The sequence below is a fragment of the Dokdonella sp. genome (assembly GCF_036518555.1).
Classification (GTDB): domain Bacteria; phylum Pseudomonadota; class Gammaproteobacteria; order Xanthomonadales; family Rhodanobacteraceae; genus Dokdonella_A.
This window is the reverse complement of sequence record NZ_DATDMY010000331.1, coordinates 1-19,695: the sequence shown is the minus strand read 5'-3', so window position 1 is coordinate 19,695 and position 19,695 is coordinate 1. Positions and strand designations below refer to the sequence as shown.

The following is a 19,695-nucleotide window of genomic DNA, read 5'->3' as shown; positions in this document are numbered from 1 at the left end:
TTCGCGGCCGAGTTCGATGCGGTCGCGCGCCGGCGCCTCGATCCGGCGCAGCTCGAACGCTGCCTGTGGAGCGACGGCGAGCTCGCCGCGCACGAGTTCACGGCCGACAACGCGCGCGCATTGCGCTACGCGGCGCCGTGGGGACAGGCGTTCCCCGAGCCGGCGTTCGACAACGTGTTCGCGGTCGCATCCTGGCGCGCGGTCGGCGAGAAGCACCTGCGCATGCAACTGCGTCCCGACGGCGGCGCCGACCCGGTCGAGGCGATCCTGTTCGACGCCGGCGCGGCGATGCCACCGCCCGCGCGCGTGCGCGCGCTGTTCCAACTCGACCTCAACGACTGGAACGGCCGCGAGCGGCTGCAATTGCTCGTCCGCCACATCGAACCCGCGTGATCGCATCGAGGGCATGGGGCGGGCCGGGCGCGAAGCGCAAGTCCCGCCGCGGTGCGCCGAGGCCGTCGGCGGCGCGCGCTCCGCGCGTGTTGCCCTACATTCCCGCCCGTTTTTGCTACGATGTGCGATTCGTTTTCCGGACCGACCACATGATCGAGACCAATCCGATCCATGCGCGCATCGCCGATCTCAAGGATCGCGTGTCGTCGCTTAGGGGGTATCTTTGACTTCGACGCCAAAGCCGAACGGCTCGAGGAAGTCACGCGCGAGCTCGAAAGCCCGGACGTCTGGAACAATCCGCAGCGCGCGCAGGACCTCGGCCGGGAGCGGGCGAGCCTCGAGCGCATCGTCGGCGGCATCCGCAGCCTGACCGACCACCTCGTCGAGGCGGGCGACCTGCTCGATCTCGCGATCGGCGAGAACGACGAGAGCACCGCGGTCGCCGTGGCCGACGACGTCGAAGCGCTGTCCGGCAAGGTCGAAAAGCTCGAGTTCCAGCGCATGTTCTCCGGCGAGATGGACGGCGCGAACGCGTTCGTCGACATCCAGGCCGGCGCCGGCGGCACCGAAGCGCAGGACTGGGCCGAGATGCTGCTGCGCATGTACCTGCGCTGGGCGGAGTCGAAAGGCTGGAAGACCGAGCTGCTCGAAGTGAGCGCGGGCGAGGTCGCTGGGATCAAGAGCGCTACGTTCCGCGTCGAGGGCGACTACGCCTACGGCTGGCTCAAGACCGAGATCGGCGTGCATCGCCTCGTGCGCAAGTCGCCGTTCGATTCCGACAACCGGCGTCACACGAGCTTCACGTCGGTGTTCGTCTCGCCCGAGGTCGACGACGACATCGACATCGCGATCAACCCGGCCGACCTCAAGACCGACGTCTATCGCTCGTCCGGCGCCGGCGGCCAGCACGTCAACAAGACCGAATCGGCGGTGCGCATCACGCACGTGCCGAGCGGCGTCGTCGTCGCGTGCCAGACCGAGCGCAGCCAGCATGCGAACCGCGATCGCGCGATGAAGATGCTGAAGGCGAAGCTGTACGAGATCGAGATCCAGAAGCGCAATGCCGAGAAGGACGCGCTCGAGGCGACCAAGTCCGACATCGGCTGGGGCAGCCAGATCCGCAACTACGTGCTCGACCAGAGTCGCATCAAGGACCTGCGCACCGGCATCGAGCGCAGCGACACGCAGAAGGTGCTCGACGGCGATCTCGACGAGTTCATCGAAGGCAGCCTCAAGGCCGGCCTCGAGGCGGGCGCGAAACGCGTCGACGCGTAGCGCATTCCCTTCTCCCCGCGGGAGAAGGTGGCGCGGAGCGCCGGATGAGGGTCCGGCGCCTCGCGACATGTTTCCGAGAACCGGACCCTCGTCCCAACCCTCTCCCGGCAGGAGAGGGGCTGCTGCCGCGAATTCGAAGCGATTCCCCATGAGCGAAACCGACAACTCCCTTCCGCCGGACGAGAACAAGCTGATCGCCGAGCGCCGCGACAAGCTGCGCGCGCTGCAGGCGCAGGGCATCGCATTCCCGAACGACTTCAAGCCGGACGCGTTCGCGGGCGACCTGCAGCGTGCGTTCGAGGATCGCGAGGCGTGGCCGGCGGAGAAGGTCGACGCGCTCGCACGCCGGGTGAAGGTCGGCGGCCGCATCGTGAGCAAGCGCGACGCGGGCAAGCTGGCGTTCGTGCACGTGCAGGACATGAGCGGGCGCATCCAGCTGTTCATCCAGGTCAACGCGATCGGCGAGGACGTCTTCCGCGCGTTCAAGGCGTGGGACATCGGCGACATCGTCGGTGCCGAAGGCGTGCTCATGCGCACGAAGACGGGCGAACTCAGCGTCAAGGTGGACGCGTTGCGCCTGTTGACCAAGTCCCTGCGACCGCTGCCGGACAAGTGGCACGGGCTTTCGGACGTCGAGCAGCGCTATCGCCAGCGGTACGTCGACCTCATCGTCACGCCCGAGTCGCGCCGCGTGTTCGAGCTGCGCTCGGCGATGATCCGTTTCATGCGCCAATGGCTGGAAGCGCCGCCTCGGCGCTTCATGGAAGTCGAGACGCCGATGATGCACCCGATCCCGGGTGGCGCGACGGCGAAGCCATTCGTGACCCACCACAACGCGCTCGACCTCACGATGTACCTGCGGGTCGCGCCGGAGCTCTATCTCAAGCGCCTCGTCGTGGGTGGCTTCGAGCGCGTCTACGAGATCAACCGCAATTTCCGCAACGAGGGTGTGTCGACGCGGCACAACCCCGAGTTCACGATGCTCGAGCTGTACCAGGCCTACGCGACCTACACCGAGGTGATGGACCTCACCGAGGCGATGATCCGCGACACCGCGCAGGCGACGCTCGGCCGCACGGCCCTCGCCTGGGAAGGCCGCGACATCGACCTCGGCCCGCCGTTCCGCCGCTGGGCGATGGCCGAAGCCGTGCGCCACCACAATCCGGAGATCGCCGGGCACGAGCTGCGAGACCGCGAGGCGCTCGCGCGCCACTGCGCGCGCCTCGGCCTCCACGTCAAGGCCGGTTACGGCTGGGGCAAGCTGCTGCTCGAGCTGTTCGAAGCGACGGTCGAAGGGACGCTCACGCAGCCGACCTTCATCACCGACTACCCGACCGAGGTGTCGCCGCTCGCACGCGCGAGCGACCGCGACCCCGAAGTCACGGACCGCTTCGAGCTGTTCATCGGCGCGAAGGAGATGGCGAACGGCTTCTCCGAGCTCAACGACCCCGAGGACCAGGCCGCGCGCTTTCGTGCCCAGGTCGCTGCGAAGGATGCCGGCGACGACGAGGCGATGCATTTCGACGCCGACTACATCCGCGCGCTCGAGTACGGGATGCCGCCGACCGGCGGCCTCGGCGTCGGCATCGACCGCCTCGTGATGTTCTTCGCCGACGTGCCGTCGATCCGCGACGTGCTGTTGTTCCCGTACATGCGACCGGAAGCCTAGCCGCGACGCGGGGCAGCGGGATATTTGTGGACGATCGGACGTGGCCGCGTGCTAACCTAGGCTCCAGGCATCGTATGCGCCGAGCGGGCAGCGAGCCTGCGTTGCCCCCTGAGTGCATCGCAACGCGTCGTGGAGAGTTGCGTGAACGTATTGATCGTCGATGACCAGTCCTCGGCTCGCACCATGCTGCGGCATGTGGTCGAGGCGATCGGCCCGGGCGTCCACACGGCGGATTTCGGCAGCCCGGTCGAGGCACTGCGCTGGTCCGAGGCGCATTCGACCGACCTCGTGCTGCTCGACTACCGCATGCCCGACATGGACGGGCTCGAATTCGCCCGCCGGTTTCGCCGCTCGCTGTCGCGTCGCGACGTGCCGATCGTCCTGATCAGCGTGGTCGGGGACGAGCCGGTGCGGCAGGCCGCGCTCGAGGCGGGGGTCATCGACTTCCTCGTCAAGCCGGTGCGCCCTCGCGAGCTGCGCACGCGCTGCAAGAACCTGCTCCAGCTGCGCCAGCAGGGCGAATCGGTCAAGGAACGCGCCCGCTCGCTCGAGGAGCGCGTGCTCGAGGGCGTGCGCGAAGTCGAGCAACGCGAGCGCGAGACGCTCTACCGGCTCGCCCGCGCGATCGAGTACCGCGACAGCGGCACCGGTGTGCACCTGTTGCGCATGTCCCACTACGCCGAGGTGCTCGCCGACGCCCTCGGCATGAGCGAGGACGAGGTCGCGATCCTGACCTCGGCCGCGCCGTTGCACGACATCGGCAAGATCGGCATTCCCGACGACGTGCTGCTCAAGCGGGCGAGCCTGACCGACGAGGAAATGGCGGTCATGCGCCGACACCCGTTGATCGGATACGACATCCTGCGCGACAGCAAGAGCAGGTTCGTCCAGATGGGGGCGCTGATCGCCCTGCGGCACCACGAACGCTGGGACGGCAGCGGCTATCCGGACGGGCTCAAGGGCGAGGAAATCCCCTTGCCGGCGCGCATCGTCGCGATCGCGGACGTGTTCGACGCATTGACGTCGGAGCGCCCGTACAAGCATGCCTGGACGCCGGACGAGGCGTTCGATTACCTGAAGAACCACCGTGGCACGCTTTTTGATCCATCCTGTGTGGACGCATTGGTGGCCAACGAGGCCCGGATCCTCGACATCCTCAATGCGAGACTCGTACCGCCGGGAGAGGGCTGAGCGCCGTCGTTCCCGGCCGCTGCCGAGGTAGGGCATGCATCCTCTGCTGGCCAAGCTCAAGTCGCGTTTCCAGAAGCGCCCCGACAGTGAGCACGAGCAGGCGATCGTCCGAATGGCGATCGTCATGGTCTTCCTGGTCTATCTCGCCGGGCTCGTCACCGTTTCCGGGTCCCACACCGCGACCGTCCAGGTCGCCCTTCGCTACGTCATGCTCGATGCGGTCGTCGGCGCGGCGATCCTCGGCTGGCTGATCTACCGGCCAGGCGTATCGCATCCGCGTCGCGTGCTCGGCATGTTGACCGACTACGGTTCGATCGGCGCGATCATGGCGCTTTCGGGCCAGGAAGTGTCGCCGCTGTACGTGATCCTCATGTGGGTCACGATCGGCAACGGCCTGCGCTACGGTCCGACCTACCTGCGCGCGGCGATCGGCCTCGCGAGCCTGTCGTTCTTCAGTGTCATCATGACGACGCCGTTCTGGCTCGAGTACAAGGCGCTGGCATGGGGCCTTCTGTGCGGTCTGATCGCGATCCCGATGTACTTGTCCTCCCTGCTGCGCGCGTTGACGCGCGCGACCGAGGAGGCGCGACGCGCGAATGCGGCGAAGAGCACGTTCCTCGCCAACATGAGCCACGAGTTCCGCACGCCGCTGAACGGCATCGTCGGCATGTCCGAGCTGCTTGCGACCACCCGCCTCAGCACGGAACAGCGCGAGTGCGCGACCGTGATCCAGACGTCGGCGAGAACGCTGCTCGGGCTCATCGAGGACGTGCTCGACATCTCCGCGATCGAAGTCGGCAAGCTTCGTCGCGTCGACACCGACTTCCGCCTCGACGACCTGCTCGACGGATTGCGCGTGATGCTGCAGCCGCTCGCCAACGGCAAGGGGGTGATGTTCGAGATCCGCGTCGCGCCGAGCACGCCGACGTCGTTGCACGGCGACGCCAACCACTTGCGCCAGATCCTCATCAACCTCGTCTCCAACGCGATCAAGTTCACCGAGGAGGGCAGCGTCGTCGTCGACGTGTCGCAGCGCTCCCGCGGCGAAGGTGCGGGCGCATCGTCGTCGACCTTGCTGTTTTCGGTCCGCGACACCGGCGTCGGCATTCCGGCCGAAGCCCAGGCGCGCATCTTCAACGCATTCGAGCAGGCCGACGGCGGCCACGGGCGACGCTTCGGTGGCAGCGGCCTCGGCACCACGATCGCGAAGTCGCTTACGGAACTGCTCGGCGGGCGCATCGGCTTCGAGAGCACGGAAGGCGAGGGCTCCCACTTCTGGGTCGAACTCCCGTTCGCGCTCGCCGCGCCAGCCAAGACCGAAGCGCCCGACACGCCGAACGTGATCGCATTCGGCGATCCGTTCGTGCGCCATCGCGCGCGGACGCGTTCGCTGCAGCTGCTGATTGCCGACGACCAGCCGACCAACATCACGGTATTGCAGCGCCTGCTGGAAAAAGCCGGGCACAAGGCGATTGCGGTCGGCAGCGGCGAAGACGTGCTCGATGCGATCGAGCAGGGCGAGTTCGACGCGGTCATCATCGACCTGCACATGCCGGGCGTGAGCGGCCTCGACGTGCTCAAGCAGGCGCGCGTGATGCAGGCGGGGCGTACGCTGACGCCCTTCGTTATGCTGAGCGCCGACGCCACGACGAGCACCGTGCGCCAGTGCGAACAGGCCGGCGCACGCGCGTTCCTGACCAAGCCGGTGCAAGTCACGCGGCTGCTCGACACGTTGAGCGACATCGCGAGCGGACCGACGGGCTCGGACAGGCCCGCGGCGGAGCCGATGGCGGTGGCCCGAGAACTAGCGCGCGCATCCGCCTCGCCGATCGAACCGGGCGTACTGCGCGAACTCGAGGAACTTCAGCTGGGTACGGACTTCGTCGCGCTGTTCGTCGACGAATGCCTGCGCGATGCGCTGACCAACATCGGCGAGCTCGAGCGCACCGGCGCCGCGGCACGCTGGGATGCGTTTCGCGACGGCTGCCATGCCCTAAAGGGCGTCGCGGGCAACATGGGCGCGACGCACCTCGCCGACGCCGCGGCGGCGGCAATGCGCCTCGGCAACTGGCAACTGCCGCGCGAATGGCGCCAGTCGGTGCGAGGCCTGCGCGAACAGCTCGAAGTCGCCCGTGCCGCGTTGAAGGGGACTCCGGACCACGCCGAGGCCGAGCGGCCGTCCTGACACGGACGCTCGGCCAGCCGAGTCGGGTCAACCCATCGCGGACTGCACGACCTCCAGCTGCGGCGCCGAGGCCTCCTGCGGCCGCTTGCGTTGCGCGCGAACGAGTCGTTCCATCGTGCGCAGCGACTTGTCGCCGAGCTGCATCGCGGTGTCGACCCAGATCTCGGTGATCTGCATGAGCTCGGCCAGGTTGACCGGCGCGCGCATCTGGCGCACGCGGTTCATCGCCGTGCGCGCATGCGAGATGCGCTGGTTGCGACGGATGAGGTCGTGCACGGCCTGCGTGCCTTCGCCCTTCGGCACCAGCACGTCCACGACTCCCATGCGGTGCAGCTCGTCGCTCGAGTAGATCGTGCCGTTGAGCATCATCTCCTCGGCGAATCGCGGGCTGACGCGCTGACACAGGAACGAGTAGGCGCCCATGCCCGGGAAGAGGTCGAACAGCACCTCCGGGAAGCCCATGCCGACGCCGCTCTCGGCGATGATCGAATGGCAGGAGAGGGCGGCCTCGAACCCGCCGCCGAGGGCGTCGCCCTGGACGAGCGCGATGCTGTGCATGTTGCGGTTGAGCTGTTCATGGAAGCCGTAGACGCCTTCCACGCATTGGCGCGCGTACGCGAGCAGGTGTTCGCGGTTGCGCGTCTTGATGAGCCGGCAGAACAGTTCGAGGTCGCCACCGAGATTGAACACGTCCGCGTCGGACGCGAGCACGACGTGCGCGATGCGCTGGTCGCCGTTGGTGGACTGCAGGGTCAGCCGGTCCGATACGCGCTTCTGGAACTCGCGTACCTCCTTGATGAGCGACGTGCTGAAGCACGCGCGATAGCCCGCGTCGCGCGGAAAGCGCGTCGCATGCATGAAACACCAACTCGCGTTGGCGACGGGATCCTCTTGTGTACGGAGCAGGCGGAAATCGTTGTCGCGATACAGCGCTTCGACGGCACTCATGTTGCACCCCTGGAGAGTTGAGAGGCCGGTCGTGATCGCCGCCGAACGGCCGACGAATGTTTTGCACATCCCGGTGCCAGATCCGTGCGATCGCGATCGAGTCTAGCGTAAACCCCGTAAGCCATTGACAAGCACCAACAAATGTGACATGTCAATATCAATTCTGTCGACTGGATCACGGAATTGCGCGCGCAGGGCACTCTCGCCGCCGCCGATGCGTCGGGTGTTCGGATGGACCCACGAGCACGATTCCTACGCACAGGCGTGCTCGCACGACCCGGCCGCAGAGGACTAAGATTCGCAATGGTGCGGTTCTTGCAGGAACCGAGTCGAAGAATCCGGGCTGCACGCTAGGCGCGCGAGGAAGCATGAGCATCGATGGGGACAAGAAGAATCTGCGGCCGGCTCGCATGTCGATCCGCTCGGCCGTGTTGATCAGCAGCGGGTTGAATGCGTGGAGCAGCGAGATCGAAGACATCTCGGCGACCGGCGTGCTGGTGGCGAAACCGGAGAACTGGCACGGTCGGGTCGACGACGTGTTCGTGCTCGACATGTTGATCGGCGAATCGCTCGACATCCATGTCGATGCGCGGCTCGCGCGCGTGACGGACACGCAGCTCGGTTTCGCCTACGAAAGGATCCCGGAGAACAAGGAAGCGCCGCTGTGGAACCTGCTCGGCGGCTACGCGGATCGCCTCGAACCGTACTCGGCCTGAGCGGCATTCGCGCACGACGGGTACGCCTGCCGGGGCAGGGCCCGCACGAGCGGCACCAAGCCGGGGGACGCAAGCCGCGCCACCAGGATGCGCGCAGGCGCAGCGAGCGCCCCTAGCGCCCCGCCGACCGGGATCAGTGCGCCGACGGCGATTCGCGCAGTTCGCGTCGCAGGATCTTGCCGACGTTCGTCTTAGGCAACGATTCGCGGAATTCGACGTATTTCGGCAGCTTGTAACCGGTCAGGTTCGCCTTGCAGTGCGCGCGCACCGCGTCCTCGGTGAGGGCTGGGTCCTTCTTCACGATGACGAGCTTGACCGCTTCGCCGGATTTCTCGTCCGGCACCCCGACCGCGGCGACTTCGAGCACGCCGGGCATCTGCGCGACGACGTCTTCCACCTCGTTCGGGTACACGTTGAAGCCGGAGACGAGGATCATGTCCTTCTTGCGATCGACGATGTAGACGTAGCCGCTCGGGTCGATGCGCGCGATGTCGCCGGTGCGCAACCAGCCGTCCGGCGAGAGCACCTTCGCGGTCTCCTCGGGGCGGTTCCAGTAGCCCTTCATGACCTGCGGCCCGCGAATGCACAGCTCGCCGGTTTCGCCGAGTGGAAGCACGTTGCCGTCGTCGTCCTGGATGTTGACGTCGGTGGACGGGATCGGCAGGCCGATCGAGCCGTTGTATTCCTTGATGTCCAGCGGGTTGATGCAGGCGGCCGGGCTCGTCTCGGTGAGGCCGTAGGCCTCCGCCAGCGCGCAGCCGGTCACCTTCTTCCAGCGTTCGGCGACCGCGCGCTGCACGGCCATGCCGCCGCCGAGAGTGAGGCGCAGTTTCGAGAAGTCGACCTGGTCGAAGCCGGGAGCATTCAGGAGGCCGGCGAACAGCGTGTTCACGCCGGTCATCGCGGTAAAACCGATCGAGCGGATCGTCTTCACGAAGCCCGCCATGTCGCGCGGATTCGTGATCAGGTGGTTGTAGCCGCCGACGCGCGCGAACACGAGGAAGTTCGCGGTGAGTGCGAAGATGTGGTACAGCGGCAGCGCAGTGATGACGACTTCCTCGCCCTCGCGCATGTTCGGCCCGATCCATGCGTAGGCCTGCAGCATGTTCGCGACCATGTTGCGATGGGTGAGCATCGCGCCCTTGGCGACGCCGGTCGTGCCGCCGGTGTACTGCAGGAACGCGAGGTCGTCGGGACTGATTTCCACCTTCGCCAGTTTCGAACGCGTGCCGCGACCAAGCGCCTCGTTGAAGCGGATCGCATTCGGCAGCGAGTACGCGGGGACCATCTTCTTGACGTGGCGCACGACGAAGTTGGTGATCGCCGACTTCGGGAAACCGAGCATGTCGCCGACGCCGGTGCAGACCACGTGCTTGCACGGCGTGTCGCCGATCACTTCGGCCACCGTGTGCGCGAAATTGTCGAGCACGACGATCGCGCTCGCGCCGGAGTCCTCGAGCTGGTGCCTGAGTTCGCGCGGCGTGTACATCGGATTGACGTTGACCGCGGTCAGGCCCGCGCGCAGCACCGCCATGATCACGATCGGGTACTGCAGCAGGTTGGGCATCATGATCGCGACGCGATCGCCCTTGACGAGCTTGAGGTCGTTGACGAGGAACGCCGCGAACGTCGCGCTGAGCCGATCGAGGTCGCCATAGGTGATGGCGCGCCCCATGTTGGTGAAGGCGGGTCGGTGGCGGAAGCGATCGCAGCATTCCTCGAGCAATGCCGCCACCGAGCGGTACTGGCCGGGATCGATCTCGACCGGGGTACCGGGCGGGTAGCTCGCAAGCCAAGGACGTTGTGCATTCGCCATTCGGATTCCCCTGTGCGCGCGGCGTGCGTTCGCGCCGACGGCTCGTTTTCGTTACCCTGCGTCGATCCGCAGGGGTATTGTTCGATTGCAGCACAAGGCCGGAACCAGCGGCAAGCCGCATTGCAACGTGGAGATTCGACCGCCGTGCGTCCGATCCTGATGGCCCTGGCATGTCTGCTGTTCGTCGCCTGCTCGCGCACGCCCGACGACGAGGCGATCCGGGCCGCGATTTCAGCAGGTGCCGCGGCGATCGAGGCTCATCGCGGCAAGGACGTGCTCGATCTCGTCACCGACGACTTCGTCGGCAACGACGGCATCGATCGCGAGGAGCTCGCCCAAGTCGTTCGGGCGCAGTTGCTCGGGGCGAACGCGCTCGGCGTGCGCATCGGCGCGGTGACGGTCGAACTGCACGGCGACCGTGCGGTCGCGCGCTTCGACGCCGATTTCACCGATTCCAGCGGCCGATGGATCGCCGACCGCGCGAAGACCGTGCACTTCGACACCGGCTGGCGCCGCGAGCAGGGGACCTGGCGCTGCTACAACGCGAAGTGGTCGAGCGACGCGCGCTGACGCGATGCTATCGGGCATCGCGTGCGCGTCGCGAGGGCGAGGCAGGAAGCCGAGCGGCAGCGCTCCAGGGACGGCTGCTCGTCGCCCGGTCCACGCGCGCTGACGCGATGCTATCGGGCATCGCGCGCGCGTCGCGAGGGCGGCACGTAGGCTGGACGACCGAAGGTCGGCCGGCAAGTTTCGTCTTGCGGCTTGCCGGTCCGGCCTGCGACGGCGCATGCACCAAGAAGAACGGCGCGGTTCCCGCGCCGTTCCCTCATCACGCCTTTAAACGAACGAGGCCCTTTACGCCGCCTTCTTCGCCGCGAGCTGGCGCAGCACGTACTGCAGGATGCCGCCGTGGCGGAAGAACTCGCGTTCCTTCGGCGTGAGCAGCAGCACGCGTACCTTGAACGCCTTGCGGCTGCCGTCGGCCGCCGTGGCGACGACGTCGGCGATCTTCGCCTCGCCGTCCTGCAGGCCGGTGACGTCGAAGGTTTCCTTGCCGCTGAGGCCGAGCTCTTTCGCGTTCTCGCCGTCCATGAACTGGCACGGCAGCACGCCCATGCCGACGAGGTTCGAGCGGTGAATGCGCTCGAAGCTCTCGGCGACGACCGCCTTGACGCCGAGCAGCAGCGTGCCCTTGGCGGCCCAGTCCCGCGACGAGCCGGTGCCGTACTCCTTGCCCGCGAGCACGACCAGCGGCGTCTTCTCGGCCTTGTACTTCATCGCGGCGTCGTAGATCGCCATCTGCTCGCCGCTCGGCACGTGCAGCGTGTAGCCGCCTTCGACGCCGGAGAGCATGAGGTTCCTGATGCGGATGTTGGCGAACGTGCCGCGCACCATCACGTCGTCGTTGCCGCGGCGCGAGCCGTACGAGTTGAAGTCCTTCGGATCGACGCCCTTGGAGATCAGGAAGCGGCCCGCCGGGCTGTCCTTCTTGATCGAACCGGCCGGCGAGATGTGGTCGGTGGTGATCGAGTCGCCGAACACGCCGAGCGCGCGCGCGCCGTGGATGTCCTCGATGCGGCCCGCCTCCTTGCCCATGCCCTCGAAGTACGGCGGGTTCTTGATGTAGGTCGAGTCGTCCCAGCGGTAGACCGAACCGTCGGGCGAGGCGATCCGGTTCCAGCGGCTGTCGCCCTTGAACACATCGGCGTAGTTCTTGGTGAACATCGCCGGACTGATCGCGCCGGCGATCGTGTCGGAGATTTCCTTGTTGCTCGGCCAGATGTCCTTCAGGTAAACGGGCTGGCCGTCACTGCCCGTTCCGATCGGGTCCTTCGTGAGGTCGATGTCGAGCGTGCCCGCGAGCGCGTAGGCGACCACGAGCGGCGGCGAAGCGAGGTAGTTCATCTTGACTTCGGGGTGCACGCGACCCTCGAAGTTGCGGTTGCCGGACAGTACCGACGCCACCGCGAGGTCGCCCTCGGCGATCGCCTTGCTGATCTCGACCGGCAGCGGGCCCGAGTTGCCGATGCAGGTCGTGCAGCCGTAGCCGACGACGTAAAAGCCGACCTTCTCCAGCTCCTTGAGCAAGCCGGTCTTCTCGAGGTAATCGGTCACGACGAGCGAACCGGGGCCGAGTGAGGGCTTCACCCACGGCTTGGCCGTGAGGCCCTTCGCCGCGGCGTTCTTCGCGAGCAGCCCCGCGCCGAGCATGACCGCCGGATTCGACGTGTTCGTGCACGAGGTGATCGCAGCGATCACGACCGCGCCATCGGCGACCTTGAAGGTCCGGCCGTCCTTCTCGACGACGACGCCACCGTTGAGGATCGCGTTGGCGGGGTTGCCGATCGCCGCACTGCCGCCTTCGGCGATGAAGTCGGCTGTCGCCTGCGTGCGCGGCTTGCGGTTCGCGGTGAGCGGCCCGACCGCGTCGAGGAAGCTCTTCTGCACACCTTCGAGCAGCACGCGGTCCTGCGGGCGCTTCGGGCCGGCGAGCGACGGCTTGACGTCGCCGAGGTCGAGCTCGAGCGTCGTGCTGAACTCCGCGGCCGGCGTCGATTCGTCGTGCCACAGGCCCTGCGCCTTCGCGTACGCCTCGACGAGGTGGATCTGCGCTTCGTCGCGCCCCGAGAGGCGCATGTAGGCGAGCGCTTCGGCGTCGACCGGGAAGATGCCGCAGGTCGCGCCGTATTCGGGCGCCATGTTGGCGATCGTCGCGCGATCGGCGAGCGCGAGGTTGGCGAGGCCGGGCCCGAAGAACTCGACGAACTTGCCGACGACGCCGAGCTTGCGCAGCATCTGCGTCACGGTGAGCACGAGGTCGGTGGCCGTCACGCCTTCGGACAGCTTGCCCGTCAGCCTGAAGCCGACCACCTGCGGGATCAGCATCGACGAAGGCTGGCCGAGCATGGCCGCCTCGGCCTCGATGCCGCCGACGCCCCAGCCGAGCACGCCGATGCCGTTGATCATCGTCGTGTGCGAGTCGGTTCCGAACACGGTGTCCGGGTAGGCCCAGTTCTCGCCGTCCTTGTCCGCGGTGAACACGACGCGCGCGAGGTGCTCGAGGTTGACCTGGTGCACGAAGCCGGTGCGCGGCGGCACGACCTTGAAATTGTTGAACGCCTTCTGGCCCCAGCGCAGGAACGAGTAGCGCTCCTGGTTGCGCTCGAACTCGATCTCGACGTTCGTCTCGAGCGCGTTCGGCGAGCCGAATGCGTCGACCTGCACCGAATGATCGATCACGAGCTCGGCCGGTGCGAGCGGATTGATCTGAGTCGCATCGCCGCCGAGCTTGACCACCGCGTCGCGCATCGCGGCGAGATCGACCACGCACGGCACGCCGGTGAAGTCCTGCAGCACGACGCGCGCGGGCATGAAGGAAATCTCGGTGTCCGGTTCCTTCTTCGCGTCCCAGGTGGCGACCGCCTCGATTTCCTTCGCGGTGACGTTCAGACCATCCTCGTGGCGCAGCAGGTTTTCGAGGAGGATCTTCATCGAGTAGGGCAGACGCGCGAGATCGAAGCGCTGGCCGAGCTTGACCAGGCTGGAGTAGTGGTAGCGCTTGCCATTGACCTCGAGCACGTCCCGGGTCGAGAACGAATCTGTCATCTGCATCTCCTGCTGGCTGGCGTTTCGCTCGGCGCAAGGCCGCGGCGGGCGCCGCGGGCGCGGTCCTGGGGACGGACCGGCGAATGGGCCGGTGATTATCGCGCAAACCCGTGCGCTTCGCCAAAGCGAGCGAGCCGGAAACGATGGTCGCACGCGGCATGCGGAGGAAAGCCTGCGGTGGGATGCCTGCTCCAGGCTGCTCCGCGCGCTCCTGTTTCGATCCGCCTTTCGGCGCTTCGGTCCTAGCCGCGATCGAGCGTGCTGCGCGCGACCAGCCCGCGCGCGAGCATGGCGTACTCGCGCCGGCGCAGCAGCAGGCGAAGCTGGCCGCCGCCGACCTGGCGCCAAAGCACGGCCGCGCGCACCGCGGCGAGCAGCAAGGCGCGGATCTGCGCCACGACCTGCGGGTTGGACAGTTGCACGGGGTTGCCGTGCACGACCACGCGCGGACGCAGTTGCGAGAGGGTCGCGACGTAGAGGTCGGCGAGGCGCGCCTGCACGGTCGGATGCGCGAGGCCGAAGTGGTCGGCCTGGCGCTGGATGCCCTCGATCCCCTCGCGCAGCGTGCGCTGCATGCGTGGGTTGCGCGCGAGGCGCTTCTGCAGGCGCAGCGTGCCGAGCACGAGGCGGGTCAAGGCGAGGTTGCGTTCGCCGCCCTCGAACTGGTGCAACAAGGTCTCGAGGCCGAGGCGTACGCCGGCGAGGCCGCCGAAGACGCCCGCCGGACTGTCGGCATCGATTCGGAACACGCTGGCGAGGCTCGCCTCGATGCTGGTCGGGTCGGCGCGCCCGCGCGTGGCGACCTCGTGCACGAGGCGGCAGCCCTGCAGCACGCCCGCGAGCGCGATCACGCGCGCCTCACGCATCGCGCGCCTCCCAGCCGCCGTAGGGCGCGTCGCTGCATTCGATCACGGCGCCGCCGAGACAGACGTCGCCGTCGTAGAAGACCACGGATTGCCCCGCGGTGACGGCTCGCTGCGCCGCCTCGAACGCGACGGTACATCCGCCGTCGGAGAGTTCGACCGTGCACGGCTGCGGCGCCTGTCGATAGCGCGTCATCGCCGTGCAGCGGAAGGCGGACGCGGGTGCGCTTCCAGCGACCCACGTCGGTGCGCTCGCGACGAGGCGCCGCGACTGCAGCCAGTGATTCGCATTGCCTTGAGCGACGTAGAGCACGTTGTCCGCCACATCCTTGCCGATCACGTACCAGGGTTCGTCCGCGGCCCCGCGGCGACCGCCGATACCGAGGCCGCTGCGCTGGCCGAGCGTGTAGTAGAACACGCCGGCATGCTGGCCGACCTCGACCCCGTCGGGCGTCCGCATCGGACCCGGCTGCGCGGGAATGTACTCCGAAAGGAACGAGCGGAAGTCGCGTTCGCCGATGAAGCAGATGCCGGTCGAGTCCTTCTTGTCGTGCGTGGCGAGGCCCGCTTCGCGCGCGAGGCGCCGCACGTCGGCCTTGTCCAGGTCGCCGAGCGGGAAGAGCGTCGAGGCGAGCGCATGCTGGCCGAGCGCGTGCAGGAAGTAGGTCTGGTCCTTGCCGCGGTCGCGCGCGCGCAGCAGGCGCCAGGCGCCGTCGACGCGATCGACCCGCGCATAGTGCCCGGTCGCGATGCGTTCGGCTCCGAGCGCGTGCGCGTGATCGAGGAACGTCTTGAACTTGATTTCCCGATTGCACAGCACGTCGGGGTTCGGCGTGCGGCCACGACGGTACTCGGCGAGGAAGTGCTCGAACACCTGGTCCCAGTACGCGTCGGCGAAATTGCGCAGGTAGAGCGGGATGCCGAGCTTCGCGGCGACGGCGACGGCGTCCTTGCGATCTTCGTCGGCACGGCACGGGCCGCGCCGCTCGTCCTCTTCCCAGTTCTGCATGAACAGCCCGGCGATCGATTCGCCCGCACGCTGCAGCAGCAGCGCGGCGACCGAGGAGTCGACGCCGCCGGAAAGGCCGACGATGACGCGTGCCGTCACGGGCGTGCGCGCAGGGTGGCCGCGCGAACCGCTCGCTCGCGATCGACTTTCATGGCCGGGCGTCGAAGGAGCGCACGCTGTCGAGCGGCAGGCGTCGGCCGGCGAGCCATTCGTCGACACTCGCGATCACCATCGGGCTGCGCAGGCGCATGGCCGCGGCGGTGATCTCCTCGCGAGTGAGCCACAGCGTGCGTACGATGCCCGCATCGAGCGGCCGCTCGGGATGATGCCGCAACGCATCGGCGCCGAACGTGAACCGGACGAACTGGCTGCCCGCGGGCGACGACCACTGCTGGATGCCGACCAGACACGTCAACGCGACGTCCCAGCCGGTTTCCTCGAGCGTTTCGCGCACGGCCGCATCGAGCAGGCTCTCCGATGGCTCGAGGTGTCCGGCCGGCTGGTTGATCACGGTTCGACCGCGCACGTCTTCCTCGACGAGCAGGAAGCGCCCGTCGCGTGCGACGACGGTGGCGACCGTCACATGTGGACGCCAGACGTCCTCTTCAAGCGCCGTGGCTGCGGTGGTGATCCGGGTCATCGAGCAAGTGTAACAGTCCGGCGCGGCGACCTTGAGACGGCGCCCGTCGTCACCACCTGCGCAGGCGAGCCGACATTGCGCGGCGCTATACTCGACGCCAAGGAAATCGAACCGTTGCCGATGGCGAACCAACCCGACCAACACCATCCCGAACGCAGCCCCGGCCTGGCCGTCGAGGAGGCGCGCCCCGAAGTCGTGCGCCCGCCGCTGTACCAGGTGGTCCTGCTCAACGACGACTTCACCCCGATGGACTTCGTCGTCGTCGTCCTCGAGACCTTCTTCAACATGGATCGCGAACGCGCGACCCAGGTCATGCTCCACGTGCACACGCGCGGCAAGGGCGTGTGCGGCATATTCACGCGCGAAGTGGCCGAGACCAAGGTGACCCAGGTCAACGAATTCTCGCGCAGCCACCAGCATCCTCTCCTGTGTACGATGGAAAAGGCGTGAGCTTCACTGGAACGCTGCGGCCCCGGGAAGGGATGCCGACGGATCCGCCGGAGCTGGTGCATCGAGTGATGCGCCGGCGCTCGAGGTGCAGCGGTCACGGACGGTCGCACGGAAGCAGTCGCAAGGAAATGTAAATGCGGTCGTGCGCGGCCGCACCGATCGGCGAAGCCGTTGCCTGCACGGATGCAACCGCACGCGGGGTCCAGCGACCACGGACGTCCGCAAGGCACGGGCAATTGAACCCGCCGGGTCGGTCCACATATTGCAAGCCAGTCACCCAGGCAAGCAGTCCGGAGCACCCTGAATGTTCAGCAAGGATCTCGAGGTCACCATCGGCCAGTGCTACAAGGAGGCACGCGAACAGCGTCATGAGTTCATGACGGTGGAGCACCTCCTGCTCGCGCTGCTCGACAACGCATCGGCGATCGCCGTCCTGCGCGCCTGCGGCGTCGATACCGCCAAGCTCGCGCGCGACCTCCGTTCGATCATCACGGAAACCGTGCCCGTGCTGCCGCCGAACGACGAGCGCGACACGCAACCCACGCTCGGCTTCCAGCGCGTGCTGCAACGCGCCGTCTACCATGTGCAGTCGTCGGGCCGCAAGGAAGTCACGGGTGCGAACGTGCTCGTCGCGATCTTCGGCGAAAAGGATTCGCATGCGGTCTACTTCCTCGGCCAGCAGGAAGTGTCGCGGCTCGACGTCGTCAACTACATCTCGCACGGCATCGCCAAGATCGGCCATGAATCGAACGGCAGCCCGGCTGCCGGCGGCGAGGCCGGCCGCGATGCGGAAGGCGGCGACGAGCCGCGCGGCAACCCGCTGGCGGAGTTCGCCAACAACCTCAACGAGCTCGCCCGGCAGGGCAAGATCGACCCGCTGATCGGTCGCAACGAGGAAATCGAGCGCACGATCCAGGTGCTGTGCCGTCGCCGCAAGAACAATCCGCTCTACGTCGGCGAAGCGGGGGTCGGCAAGACCGCGCTCGCCGAAGGCCTGGCCAAGCGCATCGTCGAAGGCGAAGTGCCCGAGGTGCTCGCGCACTGCACGATCTGGGCGCTCGATCTCGGCGCGCTCGTCGCCGGCACGAAGTACCGAGGCGATTTCGAGAAACGACTCAAGGGCGTGATCGGCCAGCTCAAGAAGGAGCCGGGCGCGATCCTGTTCATCGACGAGATCCACACGATCATCGGCGCCGGTTCGGCGTCGGGTGGCACGATGGACGCGTCGAACCTCATCAAGCCCGTGCTCGCGAGCGGCGAGCTGCGCTGCATCGGCTCGACCACGTTCCAGGAATACCGCGGCGTGTTCGAGAAGGATCGCGCGCTTGCGCGGCGGTTCCAGAAGATCGACGTGGTCGAGCCTTCGATCGCCGACAGCGTGGAGATCCTCAGGGGCCTCAAGACCCGCTTCGAGGAGCACCACAAGGTCGAGTACACGAACGACGCGTTGAAGGCCGCGGTCGACCTGTCGGTGAAGCACATCGCCGACCGGCTGCTGCCGGACAAGGCGATCGACGTCATCGACGAAGCCGGCGCGCGCCAGCACCTGTTGCCCGAGAAGGATCGCAGCGGGCTCGTCGACGTACCCGACATCGAGTTCATCGTCGCACGCATGGCGCGCATTCCGCCCAAGCAGGTGTCGGCGTCGGATCGCGACGTGCTGCGCAACCTCGACCGCAACCTCAAGATGGTCGTGTTCGGCCAGGACGACGCGATCGACCAGCTCGCCGCTTCGATCAAGATGGCGCGCTCCGGGCTCGGCAATCCGGCCAAGCCGATCGGCTGCTTCCTGTTGACCGGCCCGACCGGCGTCGGCAAGACCGAGGTCACGCGCCAGCTCGCGATGCAGCTCGGCATCGAACTCGTGCGATTCGACATGTCCGAGTACATGGAGGCGCACTCGGTGTCGCGCCTGATCGGTGCGCCCCCGGGGTACGTGGGCTTCGACCAGGGTGGCCTGCTGACCGAGCAGATCGTCAAGCACCCGCATTGCGTGCTGTTGCTCGACGAGATCGAGAAGGCGCACCCGGACGTCTACAACGTCCTGTTGCAGATCATGGACCGCGGCGCGTTGACCGACACCAACGGGCGCGAGGCGAACTTCAAGAACGTGGTCGTCGTCATGACGACGAACATCGGCGCGCAGCAGGCTTCGCGGCGCACGATCGGCTTCGTCGAGCAGAACCATACGACCGACGCGATGGAAGCGCTCAAGCGCGGGTTCACGCCGGAGTTCCGCAATCGACTCGACGCGATCGTGCAGTTCAATTCGCTCGACTTCGAGCACATCCTGCGCGTCGTCGACAAGTTCCTCATCGAGCTCGAGACGCAGCTGCAGGAGAAGCACGTCGTCCTTCATGTCGACGCCGATGCGCGGCGCTGGCTCGCCGAGCACGGCTTCGACCCGCAGATGGGCGCGAGGCCGATGGCGCGCGTGATCCAGGAAAACGTCAAGCGCCTGCTCGCCGACGAGCTGCTGTTCGGCAAGCTCGCCGAGGGTGGCAAGGTGCTGCTGTCGGTCAAGGACGGCAAGCTCGCGGTCGAGTGCGAGACGGCCGAGAAGCTGCCGGCCGTGGTCGAGTGACGCGATCGAAGACGGCGTAACGAAAAAGGCCGCGCAGTGCGCGGCCTTTTTCTTCCGCGTCGGCGCCCTGCGAGCGAGGCGCCGGCTTCCCGACGCGCGGTGAGCCAGCGAGGTCAGGACGAGCGCATCCTGCGCTTTACTTCATGCGATAGGTGATGCGGCCCTTGGTGAGGTCGTACGGGGTCATTTCGACCTTGACCTTGTCGCCAGTGAGGATGCGGATGTAGTTCTTGCGCATGCGGCCGGAGATGTGCGCGGTCACCACGTGGCCGTTCTCGAGCTTCACGCGGAACATCGTGTTCGGAAGGGTCTCGAGGATCGAGCCTTCCATTTCGATGACGTCGTCTTTG

The 19,695-nt window shown here is 67.1% G+C and carries 15 protein-coding genes and 1 pseudogene; 9 read left to right on the top strand and 7 right to left on the bottom strand.

The genetic code is table 11. The features are described 5' to 3' along the window. The 5 genes and pseudogenes from VI238_RS17600 to VI238_RS17580 all read left to right on the top strand — a co-directional run. Positions 1–393: pseudogene (locus VI238_RS17600) on the top strand (single-stranded-DNA-specific exonuclease RecJ); the annotation flags it as partial. 149 nt (positions 394–542) lie between these two features. Beyond that, positions 543–1,668, top strand: a protein-coding gene (gene prfB / locus VI238_RS17595) for a peptide chain release factor 2 (protein ID WP_331653737.1) whose coding sequence is annotated in 2 segments (ribosomal slippage) — positions 543–617 and positions 619–1,668 — 1,125 coding nt in all. Because the reading frame shifts where the segments join, the coding sequence is not laid out codon by codon here. A 148-nt stretch (positions 1,669–1,816) separates the two neighbouring features. Continuing rightward, the gene (gene lysS / locus VI238_RS17590) at positions 1,817–3,337 is read left to right on the top strand and encodes a lysine--tRNA ligase (RefSeq protein WP_331653735.1); all 1,521 of its coding nucleotides are present in this window, start codon (positions 1,817–1,819) and stop codon (positions 3,335–3,337) included. Between the two features lie 141 nt (positions 3,338–3,478). Further along, entirely contained in the window at positions 3,479–4,528 is a 1,050-nt protein-coding gene (locus tag VI238_RS17585) for a two-component system response regulator (RefSeq protein WP_331653733.1), read from the top strand. A 34-nt stretch (positions 4,529–4,562) separates the two neighbouring features. Further along, on the top strand, positions 4,563–6,713 hold the full coding sequence (locus tag VI238_RS17580) for an ATP-binding protein (protein WP_331653731.1): 2,151 nt from the start codon (positions 4,563–4,565) through the stop codon (positions 6,711–6,713). A 27-nt stretch (positions 6,714–6,740) separates the two neighbouring features. On the opposite strand, the gene VI238_RS17575 is transcribed toward VI238_RS17580, so the two are convergent. After that, positions 6,741–7,661 (bottom strand): crotonase/enoyl-CoA hydratase family protein, encoded by a 921-nt coding sequence (locus tag VI238_RS17575; protein WP_331653729.1) that lies wholly within the window; start codon positions 7,659–7,661, stop codon positions 6,741–6,743. Between the two features lie 368 nt (positions 7,662–8,029). Between VI238_RS17575 and VI238_RS17570 the strand changes: the two genes are divergently transcribed. Further along, a complete protein-coding gene (locus VI238_RS17570; protein ID WP_331653727.1) occupies positions 8,030–8,377 on the top strand; it encodes a PilZ domain-containing protein in 348 nt (115 codons plus the stop codon). Between the two features lie 133 nt (positions 8,378–8,510). On the opposite strand, the gene VI238_RS17565 is transcribed toward VI238_RS17570, so the two are convergent. Continuing rightward, on the bottom strand, positions 8,511–10,193 hold the full coding sequence (locus tag VI238_RS17565) for a long-chain-fatty-acid--CoA ligase (protein ID WP_331653725.1): 1,683 nt from the start codon (positions 10,191–10,193) through the stop codon (positions 8,511–8,513). A 159-nt stretch (positions 10,194–10,352) separates the two neighbouring features. Here VI238_RS17565 and VI238_RS17560 point away from each other — a divergent pair, with 159 nt between their 5' ends. Further along, positions 10,353–10,763, top strand: coding sequence for a hypothetical protein (locus VI238_RS17560; RefSeq protein WP_331653723.1), 411 nt, complete (start codon positions 10,353–10,355; stop codon positions 10,761–10,763). Positions 10,764–11,048: 285 nt separating this feature from the next. On the opposite strand, the gene acnA is transcribed toward VI238_RS17560, so the two are convergent. The 4 genes from acnA to VI238_RS17540 all read right to left on the bottom strand — a co-directional run bounded on the left by acnA (position 11,049) and on the right by VI238_RS17540 (position 16,311). Continuing rightward, positions 11,049–13,799, bottom strand: coding sequence for an aconitate hydratase AcnA (gene acnA / locus VI238_RS17555; RefSeq protein ID WP_331653721.1), 2,751 nt, complete (start codon positions 13,797–13,799; stop codon positions 11,049–11,051). Positions 13,800–14,041: 242 nt separating this feature from the next. Beyond that, positions 14,042–14,665: a high frequency lysogenization protein HflD gene (hflD, locus tag VI238_RS17550; protein WP_331653719.1), complete on the bottom strand. Its 624-nt coding sequence runs from the start codon at positions 14,663–14,665 to the stop codon at positions 14,042–14,044. Next, on the bottom strand, positions 14,658–15,770 hold the full coding sequence (gene mnmA, locus VI238_RS17545; protein ID WP_331653717.1) for a tRNA 2-thiouridine(34) synthase MnmA: 1,113 nt from the start codon (positions 15,768–15,770) through the stop codon (positions 14,658–14,660). Before mnmA ends, hflD begins: the two co-directional genes overlap by 8 nt. Positions 15,771–15,819: 49 nt before the next feature. Then, positions 15,820–16,311 (bottom strand): NUDIX hydrolase, encoded by a 492-nt coding sequence (locus VI238_RS17540; protein WP_331653715.1) that lies wholly within the window; start codon positions 16,309–16,311, stop codon positions 15,820–15,822. A 120-nt stretch (positions 16,312–16,431) separates the two neighbouring features. On the opposite strand from VI238_RS17540, the gene clpS reads away from it, so the two are divergent. Further along, complete coding sequence (gene clpS, locus VI238_RS17535; protein ID WP_331653713.1) at positions 16,432–16,761, top strand: ATP-dependent Clp protease adapter ClpS; 330 nt, start codon at positions 16,432–16,434, stop codon at positions 16,759–16,761. Positions 16,762–17,065: 304 nt separating this feature from the next. Continuing rightward, the gene (gene clpA, locus VI238_RS17530; RefSeq protein WP_331653711.1) at positions 17,066–19,345 is read left to right on the top strand and encodes an ATP-dependent Clp protease ATP-binding subunit ClpA; all 2,280 of its coding nucleotides are present in this window, start codon (positions 17,066–17,068) and stop codon (positions 19,343–19,345) included. A gap of 136 nt (positions 19,346–19,481) precedes the next feature. On the opposite strand, the gene infA is transcribed toward clpA, so the two are convergent. Next, on the bottom strand, positions 19,482–19,695 hold a 214-nt coding region (infA, locus tag VI238_RS17525), incomplete at its 5' end, for a translation initiation factor IF-1 (protein ID WP_331653709.1).